At 69.0% G+C, this 16,620-nt stretch carries 8 protein-coding genes; 6 read left to right on the forward strand and 2 right to left on the reverse strand.

Annotated features, from left to right (window positions below):
- Window positions 1-54: 54 nt before the first annotated feature.
- Together ACIPFH_RS02170 and ACIPFH_RS02175 are read right to left on the reverse strand one after the other, a co-directional pair.
- Window positions 55-528: a DUF5959 family protein gene (locus ACIPFH_RS02170; RefSeq protein ID WP_401822183.1), complete on the reverse strand. Its 474-nt coding sequence runs from the start codon at window positions 526-528 to the stop codon at window positions 55-57.
- On the reverse strand, window positions 525-785 hold the full coding sequence (locus ACIPFH_RS02175; RefSeq protein ID WP_401822184.1) for a DUF397 domain-containing protein: 261 nt from the start codon (window positions 783-785) through the stop codon (window positions 525-527). Before ACIPFH_RS02175 ends, ACIPFH_RS02170 begins: the two co-directional genes overlap by 4 nt.
- 179 nt (window positions 786-964) lie before the next feature.
- Between ACIPFH_RS02175 and ACIPFH_RS02180 the strand changes: the two genes are divergently transcribed.
- The 6 genes from ACIPFH_RS02180 to ACIPFH_RS02205 all read left to right on the forward strand — a co-directional run bounded on the left by ACIPFH_RS02180 (window position 965) and on the right by ACIPFH_RS02205 (window position 16,421).
- Window positions 965-1,606 carry a Uma2 family endonuclease gene (locus tag ACIPFH_RS02180; protein ID WP_401823704.1) on the forward strand — a complete coding sequence of 214 codons (642 nt, stop codon included), beginning with the start codon at window positions 965-967 and terminating at the stop codon, window positions 1,604-1,606.
- A gap of 334 nt (window positions 1,607-1,940) precedes the next feature.
- On the forward strand, window positions 1,941-3,389 hold the full coding sequence (locus ACIPFH_RS02185) for a VCBS repeat-containing protein (RefSeq protein WP_401822186.1): 1,449 nt from the start codon (window positions 1,941-1,943) through the stop codon (window positions 3,387-3,389).
- Window positions 3,390-3,525: 136 nt separating this feature from the next.
- Entirely contained in the window at window positions 3,526-5,136 is a 1,611-nt protein-coding gene (locus ACIPFH_RS02190; RefSeq protein ID WP_401822188.1) for a VCBS repeat-containing protein, read from the forward strand.
- A gap of 74 nt (window positions 5,137-5,210) precedes the next feature.
- Window positions 5,211-8,888, forward strand: a complete 3,678-nt coding sequence (locus tag ACIPFH_RS02195; RefSeq protein ID WP_401822189.1) for a LamG domain-containing protein — start codon at window positions 5,211-5,213, stop codon at window positions 8,886-8,888.
- 155 nt (window positions 8,889-9,043) lie between these two features.
- On the forward strand, window positions 9,044-15,937 hold the full coding sequence (locus ACIPFH_RS02200; RefSeq protein ID WP_401822192.1) for a polymorphic toxin-type HINT domain-containing protein: 6,894 nt from the start codon (window positions 9,044-9,046) through the stop codon (window positions 15,935-15,937).
- 7 nt (window positions 15,938-15,944) lie between these two features.
- The gene (locus ACIPFH_RS02205) at window positions 15,945-16,421 is read left to right on the forward strand and encodes a hypothetical protein (RefSeq protein WP_401822194.1); all 477 of its coding nucleotides are present in this window, start codon (window positions 15,945-15,947) and stop codon (window positions 16,419-16,421) included.
- Window positions 16,422-16,620 lie beyond the last annotated feature (199 nt).

Below are 16,620 nucleotides of genomic sequence, written 5' to 3' on the forward strand. Positions count from 1 at the left end.
CGCTCCCCGCACACGTTTTGGTTTCCGTGCTCGGTTGAACATGTTCGGAGTAGTTCAGCGACGCCACTCGTAGGCGCCTGGTGAAGTTCTCCTGACCTCGCTCGGCCATGCCTGCAGGACTTCGTTCAGTCGATGACGCTGTTCTTCGACCCACCCCTCGCCTGCTGTGATCGGGATGGTCGCAGAGGTTCCGGAGGCGGACGTGTCCTCGACTTGAATGACTGGAAGGCGGGGATCATCTTCGGGAAAATCAATCTTGATGACCGGGCCGTTTCCTGTGTCCAGCCAATCTGCGGCGCGGCCCACATCGAGAGAATCCAGGATTCGGGACCAGGATTCAAGGTCTGCCGGGTGGAAGCAAATATCGAGCCGCCCGTTGACGAAACTGCTCTCGATGACGGCTTCTGCATCGAGCAGGTCGTGGGTCGGCAGGATTCCGGGACTGCGTCGTCCCAAAACTCGCACACGGAAGGTGTTGTCGCCATCGGACAGTCTGATCAAATCTACAGTGTTGTTTTCGGGTGTCATGGCTTAACCTTACCTGTCCGCACTGCGGCCGGTGCGGAGCTTTCCTTTCCTTGACGGTGATATCCGGCGCTCCGAAGCTTATGTACGTGCTTGGAAGGCGGATATAAGTGCGGCGAATGTGCGGTGTCGATGGTGACGACCGTTTCCGGTTCGTCGCTTTCGCGGAGGAGGATCGTTCCGGCGGGGGTGGTGGCGAGGTAGACGCAGGCGGAGGCCTCCTGGCTGTACGTGGACTTCTGCCAGCGCAGTTCGGGCATGGAGTGCTCCTTCAGAGGCCTTGGGCGAGTTGGGAGCGGTGCGAGGTCGGGGTGTCGGCCGCGGTGCGGGCGGCGGCTCCTGCGTGAGGGTGGCCGAAGGCCGGGCGTTGGTCACGGTCCGGCGCTGTCGTGAATCGTGTGACACGCTCTGTAACCGGTGGAGGATCGTGGTGACCATCATGACCGAGCGGCCCGCGGCCATAGACGCGCCTCGGAGCGGAGCCTTCGAGGACATGCTCCGGATCGTCGAGGAACTGGACACACCTGCCGGCTACAAGGCCGAGCTCATCCGGGGGAAGATCGTCGTGTCGCCGTGGTCGAAGCTGCGTCACCTGCGTCCCATGCGAAGACTGCGTGAGCAGGTGGAGGCGCATGCTCCTGAGGGGCATGTCACCGAGACCTCGCCGTTCCTCTTCGTCTTCCCTTCCTCCGAGCGGGGCTACGGGCCCGGTCTCTTCGTCGCCGACGAGTCCGCCTTCGACGCAGAAGGACGTCACGCCGACGGGGCCGCCCTCTCCCTCGCCGCCGAGCTGACCTCGGACTCGGCCAAGGATGTCGACTCGATCGACAAGATGGAGACGTACGGGCGGGTTGTCCCTGTGTATTTGCTTTTGGACATGGGAATCGGGGAGATCAACGTCCTCTGGGACCCGTCCCCCAAGGGCTACCGGTCCCGGACCAACGTTCCCTTCGGGCGGCCCGTGCGCATCCCGGCCCCCTTCGACTTCGAGCTGGACACCGCGGGATTCCTCCTGCCCGAGGCCGATGCCAAGGCGCCCCGCGCCGGCACGGACGCGACCGCCGAGGCTGGTAATCCCTGAGGTCGACGCCCACGCCCATCGACTCAGCAGGGTCCGCCGGTTCGTCGGCCGCCCCTTCTTCCGGCTGGGGCGTCCGGATTGTCTGACTGTCCGGCATATGCCAGGAGCTCTGAAAGTGACACGCGATTTCTGTGATCCATGTCATGTTCAGGCAGACATGACAGGTGTTGCATGTGCACTTCATGTAAAGAGATGATCCCTTGACCTTCTTTAGTTCCTCTTTATCTACGGGGCGTCTGTGTCAAGGGTGGGGAAAGTGTGGCGGCGTGGTTCCGTCACCGTTTTGGCAGGGGCATTGCTGACTTGGGGGCTCGGGGCAGGTGGGACGCCGGCCATGGCCGCCGTCGCCTGTCCCTCGGGCGTCGAGTCGGACTTCAACGGCGACGGGATCAGGGACACGGCGATCGCCGATCCCGAGGCCACCGTCGGTAGCGCGGCCAGGGCCGGTGAGGTGCAGGTCGTCTACGGCGGCGGCAAGGGTGTCCTCACCCTGTCGCAGGCCCTCGACAGCATCCCGGGGGCGCCCGAGGCGGGCGACCAGTTCGGCCATTCGCTGGCGGTGTACGACGCCGACCTCGACGGGTGCAGCGACCTGGTGGTCGGCATCCCCTACGAGGACATGGGCACCGTGCCCGACGCCGGCAACGTGCACGTGATCTACGGGTCCACGAGCGGGCTCAACGCAGGTACCAAGGCCGTCAAGGAGCTCTACCAGGGCACCGACAAGCCCCTGGGCGGCGGCCAGGAGCCTGAGGACTGGGTGGGCTACGCGCTGGCCGCCGGCAAGACCTCGGCCGGCACGCCGTACCTGATCATCGGCGTTCCCGGTGAATCGATCGGTGACATCGAGGACGCGGGCGGGTTCCACTACCTCAGCGGCACGGCGATGACGATGGCCTTCGTCCACCAGGACACCGACGTCGCCGGCGCCGTCCCCGGCGCCGCCGAGCAGGACGACCGCTTCGGCTCCACACTCGCCGCGACCCCGACCCACTTCGCGGTCGGCACGCCCGGCGAGGCGATCGGCACCGTGGCCTTCGCGGGCGGCGTGGCCTTCTTCAACCACACGCTCACCTCCGGCTCCCCGAAGCCGCTCGGCGGACTCGGCCAGGACCAGGACGTGATCTCCGGGGCCGAGGAGGTCGGCGACCAGTTCGGTGCCGCGCTCGCCATGGTCCCGTACCGCGCCTCCGGCGCCACCTCCACCACCGAGTCGCTGCTCGTCGTGGGCGTCCCGGGCGAGGATCTGTCGACGACCGTCGACGCCGGCGCCGTCCAGGTCTTCAAGCTCGCCGCCAACGGCACCTTCACCGAGACCGCCTGGATCGACCAGAACACGGCCGACGTGGACCAGGACGCCGAGGCCGGTGACTTCTTCGGCAAGCGGCTCGCAGCCGTCAACTCCTCCCCGAACGCCACCTCCACCGCCACCACCACCCGGCTCGCGATCGGCGTGCCCGGCGAGGAGTCGGCCGAGGAGCACGCGGAGAAGGGCGGCGTCCAGATCGTTCCGCTGGTCGGCGCGCCCGGCGCCTCCGACAACTGGATCGACCCCGGCTACGGCGTCGGGCCGACGCCCGCGCCGCGCATGCTGACCGGCATCTCGCTGGCCGCCACCCCCTCCCTGCTCTACGTCGGTGTGCCCTACGGCCCGGCGGAGACCCGCGCGGTCTACGGCTTCCCGTGGAACGTGGCGTCCGGCGGGGCCGCGACCCAGACGATCAAGCCCGGCGTGGGCGGGGTGCCGGCGACCGGCGTCGCCTTCGGCGCGGTCATCGGCTGAGCAACCTCCCCGTCAGCCCTTCCGGCTCCTTCTCTCCCTCTTCCTCCGGTTCGTCGCCGTGCCCGGATGTCCGGGCACGGCGGTGACGACCGCACAGAGACCACAAGCACCCAAAGCCCCACGGGGAGGAATACCCATGTCCGCACGCGGACACCGGACGGCAGACCAGGCGGGTCGCCGTCGCCCGTCCGGCCGAAGACATCCGACACGGGCCCGCTCCGGCCCCCGCCGCGGCGCCGCCGGGTCGCTCGCAGCGGCGCTGCTGCTCGTGGGTCTGGCCGCCGGCGGCACCCCGGCCGTGGCGGCCGTCGCCTGCACGGCCGGTACCTCGTCGGACTTCAACGGCGACGGCGTCCGGGACACGGCCATCGCCGACCCCGACGCCACCGTGTCGGGCCATGCGCGGGCGGGCCTGGTCCACATTGTGCTCGGCGGCGGCAAGGGCGTCGCCGAGATCTCGCAGGACACCGCCAACGTGGCCGACGCCCCCGAGGACGGGGACCAGTTCGGCTTCTCGCTCGCGGTGTACGACGCCAACAAGGACGGCTGCAGCGACCTGGCCGTCGGCATCCCGTACGAGGACGTCGGCACCGTCAAGGACGCGGGCTACGTCCAGGTGATCTACGGCTCGACGACCGCCGTCGGGTCCGAGTTCAACAGCAGGGGCTTCGTCCAGGGCGAGACCCAGCCCCTGGGCGGCGGCCCCGAGACCGACGACTGGCTCGGCTACGCGGTCGCGGCCGGCACCTCGATCACCGGCTTCCCCTTCCTGGTCGTCGGCGTTCCGGGCGAGGACGGGGCGGCCGGCGCGGACATCGGCGTGATCGGCTACGTCTACGGCACCGACTACCAGGCCGCGTCCGTGGGCCAGGACACCACCGGGGTGTGGGAGGACGCCGAGCCCTACGACCGTTTCGGGGCCTCGATCGCCGCCACCGACCGGCACTTCGTGGTCGGCGCCCCCGGCGAGAGCCTCGGTACGGCCTCGTTCGCCGGCGGTGTCGTCGCCTTCAGGCCGTCGATCAACACCGACGGCGTCCCGGACCCGCTCTTCGGCATGGGGCAGGCCCGCACCGTCGGAACGAACCCGGACCTCGCGGCCCAGACCGACGATCGCTACGGCGCCGCCCTCGCGATGGCCCCCTACCGCCCGACGGGAGCGGCCACCATCACCGACTCGGTCCTCGCCGTGGGCGTGCCGGGGGAGGACCTCGGCACCACCGTCGACGCCGGAGCGGTGCACGTCTACCACGTCAAGGCCGACGGCACGGTCGTCCTGCTCAACTGGATCGACCAGAACGTCGAAGGCGTCGAGGGGGACGCCGAGGCCGGCGACTTCTTCGGCCAGCGGCTCGCCGCCGTCAACACCACCACCAACGTGGTGAGTACGGCGACCACCATGCGCCTCGCCGTGGGCGCCCCCGGCGAGGAGGCCGCCGAGGAGGCCCCGGAGGCCGGCGGCGTCCAGATCCTCCCGATGATCGGGGCGCCCGGTGCCTCGGACGCGTGGATCGAACCGGGCAAGGGCATCCCCTCCGGACCTTCGGCCCGGACGTACGCCGGCCTCGGCCTCGGTGCCGGTCCGTCGCTGCTGTACGTGGGCGTGCCCTACGGGCCGGCGGAGGGGCGCGCGGTCCACGGCTTCCCGTGGAACGTGGCCTCGGGCGGTGCGCCCACCCAGACATGGAAGCCCGGCGAGGGCGGCATCCCCGCCGGCGGCGCCGCGTTCGGGACGGCAGTCCGATGACGGCCCACGACCGACGACCGGCTTCCCACAGACAACCTGACGCAACCGACCTGACCCAACGGGAGAGTGGACGCGTGTCCGCAGACACACAGAGACCGATACGGCGTGGCGTGCTGGTGCGCGCCGCCGTCGCGGCAGCCGTCGCCGGCGCGGTGACGGCCGGGACCCTGGCGGTCCTGCCGGGCGGTGCGCCGGCGGGACCGGCACCGGTCGCCGCCGGCCAGCCGATGGTGACCGAGCAGCAGGCCATGGCGGCCGCGAAGGACAGCGGCAAGAAGACCGAGGTCGTGGGTCTGCGCACGGAGCGCCGGGAGATCTTCGCGGAGCCCGACGGCACATTCACCGCCCGGGAGTACACCGAGCCGGTGCGCACGGTGCAGGGCGGCAAGTGGGTCAAGGTCGACGCGACGCTGGTGAAGCGGGCCGACGGCAGCTGGGGGCCGAAGGCCGCCACCGTCGAGCTGGCCTTCTCCGCCGGTCAGGCGGGCAAGCCGTTCGTGACGATGCAGCGGGCGGGCCGTGAGTTCGCCCTGACCTGGCCGTACGGCAAGCTGCCCGCGCCCACGGTGGAGGGGGACACGGCCACGTACGCCGACGCCCTGCCCGGCGTGGACCTGACGGTGCGGGCCGAGGCGGACGGCTTCGGTCACCTGCTCGTGGTCAGGACGCCGGAGGCAGCGGCCGATCCGAGGCTGGCCCAGCTCGACCTGGGCATGGCGACCGACGGCCTGAAGGTCACCGAGGACGCGACCGGAGCGATCCTCGCGGAGGACTCCGTCGTCGGCGGCACCGTCTTCCAGGCGGGCAAGCCCTCGATGTGGGACTCGGCCGCCGTCCAGGAGGCGACGAGCAGGAAGCAGGGCCCCAAGGCCGTCGCGAAGGCGCTGAAGGCCGCGTCGGCCGCCGTGGCCGGCGCGGACGCCACCGCCACCGCGTCCGGCACGACCGCCGCCCCGACCGCCGCCTCGGCCACCCCCGGCCCGCAGGCCACCCCGGAGGCCGCGCTCGAAGGCCCGGGCGGCGGCGGCCGCGTCGCCCAGCTCGGTGTCGAGGTCGGCAAGGGCAAGCTCCGTCTCGTCCCCGACCAGAAGCTCCTCAAGGGCACGGACACCGTCTTCCCGGTCGTCATCGACCCGATCCAGCGCACCACCTCGCGGACCTCCTGGACCGGCGTCATGTCCGGGATGCCCAGCGAGCAGGACTGGAAGTACTCCGGCAGCGCGGGCGTGGGCAAGTGCCCGACCGACTACAACCCGGTCTCCTGCAACGGCGTCGGCACGCGCCGGGTGATGTTCACGATGCCGCTCTCCTTCTACAAGGGGAAGCAGATCCTGGGCGCGACGTTCTCGGCGCGGGTGGAGCACATCTACAGTGCCTCCCCGACCGCCGAGCCCATCCAGCTGTACCGGATCGGCGGCCAGAACTACTCGCTCTCCTCGTCCAGCAACTGGTCCAACACCTCGGACGACTGGGACGACTATCTCCAGACCGTCGACAAGGCGATCTCCCCGACCTCCTGCTCCAGCCAGGCCAACCTCCACTTCGAGAGCGGCGCGAGCGGTGAGTTGACGAGCGAGATCAAGACGGCCGCGGCCGGCGGCTGGAACTCGATGACGCTGGGCCTGCGCGCGGCCGACGAGTCCCGCTTCGCCGAGTGGAAGCGGATCTGCGGCAACGCCTACCTGTCCGTCTCGTACAACAACCTGCCGCGGCAGATCAAGACGTCCGACATGTCCACCGACCCGGGTGGCGTGTGCAAGTGGGGCGCGACCCGTCCCACCGTCGACACTCCGCCCAAGCTGAGGGCCATCGCGAGCGACCCCGACCACGGCAACGGCCAGACCGACAAGGTGAAGGTCGAGTTCAAGATCGAATGGGGCGGGACCACTCCGGGCTCGTACACCTACATCACGAAGGACGCGCTCTCCCCGACCGCCAACACGAAGTTCGAGCACACCGTCAGGTCGAGCATCCCGCAGAACACCGTCATCTACTGGAGCGCACGCGCCAACGACGGTGACGGCAACGGCCCCTGGAGCTCGGACGGGGACCCCGCCCAGCGCTGCGAGTTCGTCTACGACGCGACGTGGCCGGGCAAGCCGCTCGTGATGTCGAAGCAGTACCCGTCGGACACCGTCTACCACGACGGCGTGGGCACCTACGGCAGCTTCACCTTCTCGCCCAACCCGAACGACAAGATCGCGGACACCGACGTCGTCAAGTACCAGTACTCCTTCGACGGCGCGGCGCTCGCCCCCCTCAACCCGACCACCGGCGGCGGCTCCGTCACCACGCAGTGGGTGCCGACCAGGGCCGGGCGGCACGTGCTCGAAGTGATCGCCATCGACAAGGCGACGCATGCCAGCAGCGCCTCCTACGACTTCCTGGTGGCCGAGGGCCGCCCGGTCGTCGGGCAGTGGAACCTCGCCGACGAGGCCGGCGGCGAGGCCCACGACGAGAGCGGCGAGTACTCGGCGACCGTCGGCAGCGCCGTCACCTTCGGCGTGGACGGCCCCGGTGGGAAGGTCGACAAGGCCGCCCGCTTCGACGGCACCGCCGAGTCCTACCTCGACGCCAGCGAGACCGTCCTCGACTCCGCCAAGAGCTTCAGCGTCAGCGCCTGGGTCAGGCCCACCGCGCTGGACAAGAACATGACGGTGGTCAGCCAGGACGGCACCGGCGAGCCCGGCTTCACCCTCGGCTACGACGCGACCGCGCAGACCTGGAAGTTCTCCGTCCCGGTCAACGACGTGGACTCGCTCGGCGAGTGGAAGGCCGTCTCCACCGGAATCTCCGTGGTCAAGGACCAGTGGGTGCTGCTGACCGGCGTGTACGACGCGCAGAAGACCGGCGGACCGGTGCTCCAGCTCTACATCAACAAGGACCTGAAGGCGTCCGCCGCGCGGCGCTCCACCTGGAAGTCGTACGGCCCGCTGCAGATCGGCCGCACCACGGCCAAGAGCGGCTACCGCGACAACTTCACAGGTGACCTCGCCGAGGTCCGTGTCTTCGACCGCGTCGTCCTGGCGGCCGAGGTCGCCGAGCTGATGACCGTGAAGCCGACGCGCAAGGGCTACTGGCAGCTCGACGACGCCACCAGCGGCGCCTCCGTCGAGACCGGCGGCGGTCAGGCCCTCACCCTGGCGGGCAACGCCTCCATCTACCGCCCCGCCGACCCGCTGTTCGACACGGCCGCCCTGGTCGGCGACGGCAACCTGGTGCTGGACGGCGACGGGGACTACGCGTCCACCGCGACCGCCCCGGTCACCGGCAACAGCAGCTTCACCGTGACCGCCCGCGCCCAGCTCACCTCGCTGGACCCGGAGAAGTCGCAGACGGTGCTGTCCCTGCCGGGCGCCAACGCCAACCGCGTCCAGGTCCGCTATCAGGCGACCACCGGCCAGTGGGAGCTGGCCGTCGCCAAGTCGGACGTGGCCGCCCCCGCGGTCGTCACCTTCACCGACGACCAGGAACTGCCCGACACCGGCGGTTCCGGCCAGCACCTGGCGGTCGTCTACGACGCCTTCGCCAACACGATCCGTCTGTACGTGGAGGGCCAGCTGGTCGCCGGCGCCTACGGCACGAACGACACCCTGTGGTCCGCCACCGGCGGCCTCCAGGTGGGCCGTTCGCTGCGCGGGGCGAGCGAGTACTTCGCCGGCGCGATCGACGAGGTCCGCGTCTACAGCGGCGCCGCCGACCCGATCGCGGTGCAGCAGATGGCCGCGCTGACGGCCGTCTCCGACCTCTGACCGACCTGATGGTCCGTCAGTTCTGATGTGTGCCGGGTCCATTGCGGGCCCGGCACACCTGTCCTGTCAGCGTTCTTTCTCATTCCCTTCATGACGTTCTCCTTCGATCAGGAAGTTGCCGAATGTTTTTCCGTGGCCGCTCACTGAGCCGCCGCATGCCCAGATCGACGGTTGTCGCGACAGTGCTCGGGCTCACGCTCGCGTTGTCCGCGTCGTCGGTTCAGGCATTGGCGCTCGACGAGGGCGATCGGGGCCGCACCAGCCGTCCCGGCGTCCAGGACGACGGGGATCCCGCCAAGGGGTCCGACGCGAAAGCGAAGTCCCGCCCTTCGGATCCGGCGCGCAAGGCGGCGGTCAAGGGCCTCGACAAGGCGGTGTGGCCGAAGCAGGGCGGCGCCGAGGTGACCGTCGGCGCGTCCGCCGCGACCGAGGCCGGCGGCCTGCCGGTCAAGGTCGGCAAGGCGCTCCAGGCCTCCAAGGCGTCCAAGACGTCCAAGGCCGCGAAGGGCGAGGCGGCGACGGCTGCGGACAAGGTCCGCGTCGACGTCCTCGACCCGAAGCGCGCGGGACAGCTCGGCGCCGGCGTCCTCCTCGGCGTGGAGCGTGCCGACGGAGAGGACGCGGCCGCGAAGGTCCGTCTCACGGTCGACTACTCGGAGTTCGCCGAGGGCTTCGGCGGCTCCTACGCCTCCCGTCTTCAGCTGGTCCAGCTCCCGGCGTGTGCCGCTGTCGCGACTCCGGGCAGCAAGGCGTGCCCGGAGCGGCCGAAGGCGCTGCCGACGGTGAACGACGTGAAGTCGGGCACGGTCTCCGCCGACGTGACGGCCGCCCCGGCTCCCGCCGAGGGCGTCTCGACGATGGCCGGCACCGCGGCCTCTCTGGTGGCGGTGGCGGCGGGTCCGTCGAGCGCGCAGGGCACGTACAAGGCGACCGCCCTGTCTCCGTCCGCGAGCTGGAGCGTCGCCACCTCCTCCGGCGCGTTCAACTGGAACTACCCGCTGAACACGGTGCCGACCCCGGGCGGCCTCACCCCGACCGTCGGTCTCGGCTACTCGTCCCAGTCGGCGGACGGCCGCACCTCGGCCACCAACAACCAGGGCTCCTGGGTCGGCGAGGGCTTCTCCTACGACCCGGGCTACATCGAGCGTCGTTACAAGCCGTGCTCCGAGGACGGTCACGACAGCTCGGCCGAGCAGTGCTGGGCATTCGAGAACGCCACCGTCATGCTCAACGGTTCGGCCGGTGAACTGGTCAAGGACGACACCACCGGCAAGTGGCACATGTCCTCCGACGACGGCAGCAAGGTCGAGAAGCTGACGGGCGCCACCAACGGCGACAACGACGGCGAGTACTGGCGCGTCACCACCGCGGACGGCACCGAGTACTACTTCGGCCAGAACCGTCTGCCGGGCTGGGCGACGGGCAACGAGGAGACCAACTCCACGTGGACGACGCCGGTCTTCGGCGACGACTCGGGTGAGCCCTGCTACAACGCCACGTTCACCAGCGCGTACTGCCAGCAGGCGTGGCGGTGGAGTCTGGACTACGTCAAGGACACCCACGGCAACGTGATGTCCTACTTCTACGACCGCGAGACCAACTACTACGCGCTGAACGGCAAGACGGACGTCAACGGCACCGCGTACCACCGCGGCGGCTACCTGAAGCGCGTCGACTACGGCCAGCAGGACACGAAGGTCTACGCGGCGAAGGCTCCGGCCCGGATCGTCTTCAACACCGCCGAACGCTGCCTGGTGACCTCCGACTTCGACTGCGCGGAGAGCAAGCGCACCAAGGCGAACGCCTCCCACTGGCCGGACGTCCCGGTCGACCAGGAGTGCAAGTCCGCCACCAAGTGCACGTCACCCGTGCCGACGTTCTTCACGACGAAGCGGCTGACGTCGGTCGTCACGCAGATGCGCAAGGACGCCACGACCTACCAGGACGTGGACGCCTGGAGCCTGACGCACCTGTTCACTGACAATGGCGACGACTCCAAGACGCTGTGGCTGTCGAAGATCGAGCACGAGGGACGGGCCGGCACGGCGGTGAAGCTGCCGTCGGTCGACCTCTTCGGCGAGCAGCTCGCCAACCGGGTGGACGCGATCGGCGACAACATCGCCCCGTTCTACCGCTTCCGCCTCTCGATGGTCCTCAGCGAGACGGGCGCCCAGCTCGACGTCACCTACGCGTCGCCCGACTGCACCAAGGCCTCGCTGCCGAAGCCGGGCGAGTCGGTCAAGCGCTGCTACCCCGTGAAGTGGGCCCCGCCGGGCTATGTCGACCCGATCACGGACTGGTTCCACAAGTACGTCGTCTCCGCGGTCATCGAGACCGACCGCACCGGCGGCAGTGACTCGATGGTCACCCGCTACGACTACCAGGGCGACGCGGCCTGGCGTAAGGCGAAGCCGGACGGCATCACCGACGCCAAGTACCTGACCTGGGGCGGCTGGCAGGGCTACGGCAAGGTCAGGGTCACCAGCGGCACCGCCGATGTGCAGAAGACGCGCGTCGACTACACGTTCATGCAGGGTATGGACGGTGACAAGGACGCCGACGGCAACGCACGCTCGGTGACGGTCAAGGACTCCACAGGAGCCTCGTACACCGACGAGGAGGAGTTCACCGGCCAGGAGCTGGAGGTCGCCACCTACGACGGCGCCAAGCTGGTCGGCAAGACGATCAACACGCCCTTCAAGTACAACACCGCCACGCAGAAGAACAGTTGGGGCACAAGCAACGCGGTGATCGTGCGTACCCAGACCGGCCGGGGCTTCAGCCTGAAGTCCGACGGCACCTGGAGCGAGACGAAGTCCACGACGACGTACGACACGACGAACGGCACCGGCCGCGTCCTGACCGTCGACGACCAGGGCGACGTGTCCACCACGAAGGACGACACCTGCACCCGCACCACCTACGCGGACAACGCGGCGAAGAACATCCTGTCGCTGCCCTCCCGCAGCGAGGTCGTGTCGGTGAAGTGCGCCACGACCCCGGACCGCAAGACGCAGGTCCTGGGCGACGAGCGCACCTCCTACGACGGCGGCGCGTTCGGCGCGGCGCCCACCAAGGGTGACGCCACCAAGACCGAACGGCTGACGTCGCACGACGGCACCACGGCCACCTACCAGATCACCGGCGCCACGACCTACGACGCCTACGGCCGTCCGCTGACCCAGAAGGACGCCAAGCAGTACGGGACGTCGGACCAGACGAAGACCGTCTACGCCGAGACGAACGGCCTGCTGACCAGGACGACCGTCACCAACGCCCTCGGGCACAACACGATCACCGACTACGCCCCCGCCTGGGGCATGTCGACGGGCCAGACCGACCCGAACGGCAAGCGGACCGACCTCGCCTACGACGCGCTGGGCCGCCTGACCTCGGTGTGGCTGCCGGACCGGGCCTCGACCCAGACGCCGAGCATCAAGTACTCGTACAACGTCCGCAAGGACAAGGTCACCGCGATCAAGACGGAGAAGATCGAGAACGACGGCAGCTACGGCGCGGAGTACCAGCTCTACGACAGCCTGCTGCGTTCCCGTCAGATCCAGACCGAGGGTCTCGACAGCACCCGTATGGTCGCCGACACCTGGTACGACGGCACGGGCAACGTCAGGAAGACCAACTCCACCTACAACGCGGATGGCGCCGCCTCGGACGAACTGCTGCTCGTGAGCAACGGCCAGGTCGGCGCGCAGAGCCTGCTGGAGTACGACGGGCTGGGCCGGGCGACCGCCGAGATCTTCGCGGTCTCCGGCGCTGAGCAGTGGCGGACCACGACGACGTACGACGGTGAGCTCACCCACGTCGACCCGCCGGTCGGCGGTGTGCCCACGACGACCGTCAACGACGGACAGGGGAACGTCTCCGAGATCCGGCACTACAGGGGCTCCTCTCCCGGAGCCGGTGTGCCGTACGACTCGACCAGGTACACGTACAACACGAACGGTCTGCTGGAGACGGTCACCGACGCCAAGAACAACGTGTGGCGCTACGAGTACGACCAGCTGGGCCGCCAGAAGAAGTCGATCGACCCCGACGCGGGCACCTCGCGCACCGAGTACGACGAGCTGGACCGGCCGGTCGTCACGTACGACGGCCGCGACAAGAAGATCTCCACGGTCTACGACAAGCTCGGTCGCGCCATCTCGACCTGGCAGGGCGACGCGGACACGGGAACCAAGCTCTCGGAGACCAAGTACGACAAGGCGGGCTGGCTGGGCCAGGCCTACGGCCATCTGAGCTATGTCTCCTCGACGGAGTACTTCGCGGTGGCCGTCCAGAGCATGGACGAGTTCTACCGTCCGCTGAAGACCGCGTACCAAGTCCCGGCCTCACAAGGCGACCTGGCCGGTACCTACGTCTACACCTCGACGTACAACCGTGACGGCACGCTCCAGTCCTCGGGGCTGCCGGCCATCGGCGACCTGCCGGCTGAGGCGCTGACGTACACGTACGACTCCCTGCAGCGCCCCATGACGATGACGGGTACCTCCTCGTACGTCACCAACACGGTCTATTCCCGGGACAGCCAGCTCCAGCAGCTGGAGCTGTACGCGGGCAGCGGCAAGAAGGTGTGGCAGACCTTCGACTACGAGAAGGGCACCGATCGCCTGACCCGTTCGACGGTCGACGTCTACGGCGCGACCGCCCCGGCCAAGGACGCGAACTACTCCTACGACCAGGCGGGCAACGTCCTGTCCATCGCGGACACGGCGAACTCCGCTTCACCGGACCTGCAGTGCTTCGCCTACGACGGTAGGCAGCGCCTCCAGGACGCCTGGACCCCGGCGGCCACCGCCACGACCGCGTCCGGCTCCGGCACGCGCGGCTCCACCACGCCCGTGGAGGGCACCGGGCCCTCGGCGTGCACGTCTGCCGCGGGTTCGACCTCGCTCGGCGGTCCGGCCCCGTACTGGAAGTCGTACGAGACCGACGCCCTCGGCAACCGGACGTCGGAGACCCTTCACGACACCGGTCTGAACGCGGCCAAGAACATCACCCGCGGCTACGAGTACGGCGGTGCGGGCACTCTCGGTGACGGACCGCACCAGGTCACCAAGGCCACGGAGACGACCCCCACCGGGAACAAGCAGTCGACCTACGAGTACGACGACGCGGGCAACACCACCAAGCGCACCATCGGTGGCGACGCCCAGTCGCTTGTCTGGAGCGATTCCGGGACCCTGACCGACGTCACCGAGGCGAACGGCTCGAAGGCCACCTACCTCTACGACTCGACCGGTGCCCGTATCCAGCGCAAGGACACCTCCGGCACGACTGTCTACCTGCCGGGCACCGAGCTGAAGCTGTCCGCCGACGGCACCAGAAAGGAGGCCACGCGCTACTACGAATACGCCGAACAGACCGTCGCCGTCCGAGGCGGCGGCAAGCTGTCCTTCGTCGCCTCCGACCACCACGAGACGGGTGAACTGGGCATCGACAGCGCGACGGGTGCGGTAGCCCAGCGCCGCTTCGATCCCTTCGGCGTCGAACGGGGTGCGACGACCGGCGTCTGGCCCGGGCAGAAGGGCTTCGTCGGAGGCACGATCGACGCCTCAACCGGGCTCACACGCCTGGGGGCACGGGAGTACGACGCGGTCATCGGCAAGTTCATATCCGTCGACCCTGTCATCGACTACACCCAGCCGCAGCAGATCAACGGCTACGCCTACGCCAACAACTCCCCGGTCACGCACGCCGACCCCAGCGGCATGATCATCCCGGAGTGCCGGGAGGGCCTGATCGAGTGCCGCGGCGGAATGCCGGTCACCGACACGGACCCGGAGGTCTCGAGGGCGCAGTCCGACGTCAGCAAGGCGTCCGGCGACGTGGCGGCGGCGCAACAGCAGCAGTCCTCCGCCAAGCAGCGCATCAAGTCCGCGGGCAAGGCGCTGATCAAGATCGCCCGGGACATCCTGGGCGTTGACGCGGCCCTGGACTGCATCTCCAGCGGTGACATGGGAGCGTGTGGCGAGACCCTGCTCAACATCGCCGGCAGCTTCGCGGGCGGCCTCGCGGGCAAGATCCTCGCCAAGTACGGCGCCCCGTGGAAGTGGGCCAAGGGCCTCAAACTCGCCAAGCGGGTCACCGGCCTGGTCGGAGACCTGATCGGCGGAGCCAAGGGCTACTTCAAGGCGAGCAAGGCACTCGGCAAGGCGAGGGGCGGTCTGTCCAAGGCCGCGGAGAAACTGGCCGACGCGAAAAAGAAGGCGGCGCAGGCCCTCAAGAGGAACAAGACCTCGTGCGAGATCGAGAACCACAGCTTCCTGCCCGGTACGAAGGTTCTCCTCGCTGACGGCAGCAGCCGCCCCATCGAGAACGTCGAACTCGGTGACGAGGTCGTGGTGACCGACCCGGAGACGGGCGAGACGACGGTCCGGGACGTCGTCGGCACCATCGTCACGAAGGACGACAAGCACTTCGTCGACCTCACCATCACCACGGACGCCGGCGCCTCGGCGAAACTGGTGTCCACCACCACGCATCCCTTCTGGGCGGAGTCCGAGGGAGAGTGGGTCGACGCCGGTGACCTGAAGCCGGGCATGACCCTGCGCACGCCCGACGGAGCCACGGTCGACCTCGTGGGCGTGCGCCAATTCGAGGAGCGGCAGCGGACGTACGACCTCACCGTCGCAGGCATCCACACCTACTATGTGGTCGCGGGCCGGTCGCCGCTCCTGGTGCACAACCGTGGCGGTGACCTGGGGCCGGACGAGATCTACCTCTGGCGGGCGGTCAAGGGCATGGAGCGGGACGACATCCACAAGAACCGCGCCTTCAGGAGCACCCAGGGCGTCAAGTACTTCTCCTTCACGGAAAGAGGTGCGGCGGAGTATGCGCGCCGGGCGTTCAAGGCGTTCAAGAAGGAGGGGTCCTACACGATGACCCGCACCAAGGTCAGCCTCGCCGACCTTCCCGAGTCGGCTCGCATGGCCTATACGGCCGATGTCGTGGACGGCGGGGTCGCCCTGCAGGACGACGTGCTGCCCAAGCTGAGCAGGCCCAGCCTCATGCCGAGCATGAGTTGCGGGTGATGCGGGCATGAAGGTGGACTACGTGATCGCCTCGGGGACAGAGGAAGTCGTCGCGGCGTGCCGGGCGGCACTGGGCGGGATCGCCGAGGTCGACATCCGGGTGGGCTCGGTGCCCGAGACCGGATGGGACTGCGATGCCGCGATCCTGAACGGTCCCCTCGCGCATGAGCGCTACGGGGGAGCGCCCCGCCGGGGTGAGGTGCAGATTCTGGCAAATCGCCTCAAGGACGGAGCGCCGCCGTTCATCGTGGCAGCGGCTCCCAGAGCGATGGACAGGGCGGTCACCGAGCCTACGGACGTCGAGATCGAGGACTACGTCCAAGACGTCCTCACGTCGTGTGTCTCGGCAATCGTGGCGGCGTTTCCGGATCGCGGCGAAGTGCGGGTTCTCGTGCATCTGGAGGGTGCGGCGCTGGATCGCCCCGCCATCGAGGTGCCCCTGAGGGGCGTCCGGCGATTCCTGACGGAGTCACGCCGCAGTTAGGCCCACGCCCTCTGGCCACCACGTGGCACGGGGCCCGGTTTGACCCCTCAAGCCGGGCCCCGTAGCCTTGTCCCTCGGCGTGTCGGTTGACGTGCCACATCTCCGTAAACCCTCTTCCTCCCGGGTACCGGTACCTAGGTGGCCGGGAGAGGCCGTCCGTGTTCGTTCCCGGGCGGCTGGACTGCGGGGATGCCGTCCC

The sequence above is a fragment of the Streptomyces sp. NPDC088157 genome, assembly GCF_044741545.1.
GTDB lineage: Bacteria > Actinomycetota > Actinomycetes > Streptomycetales > Streptomycetaceae > Streptomyces.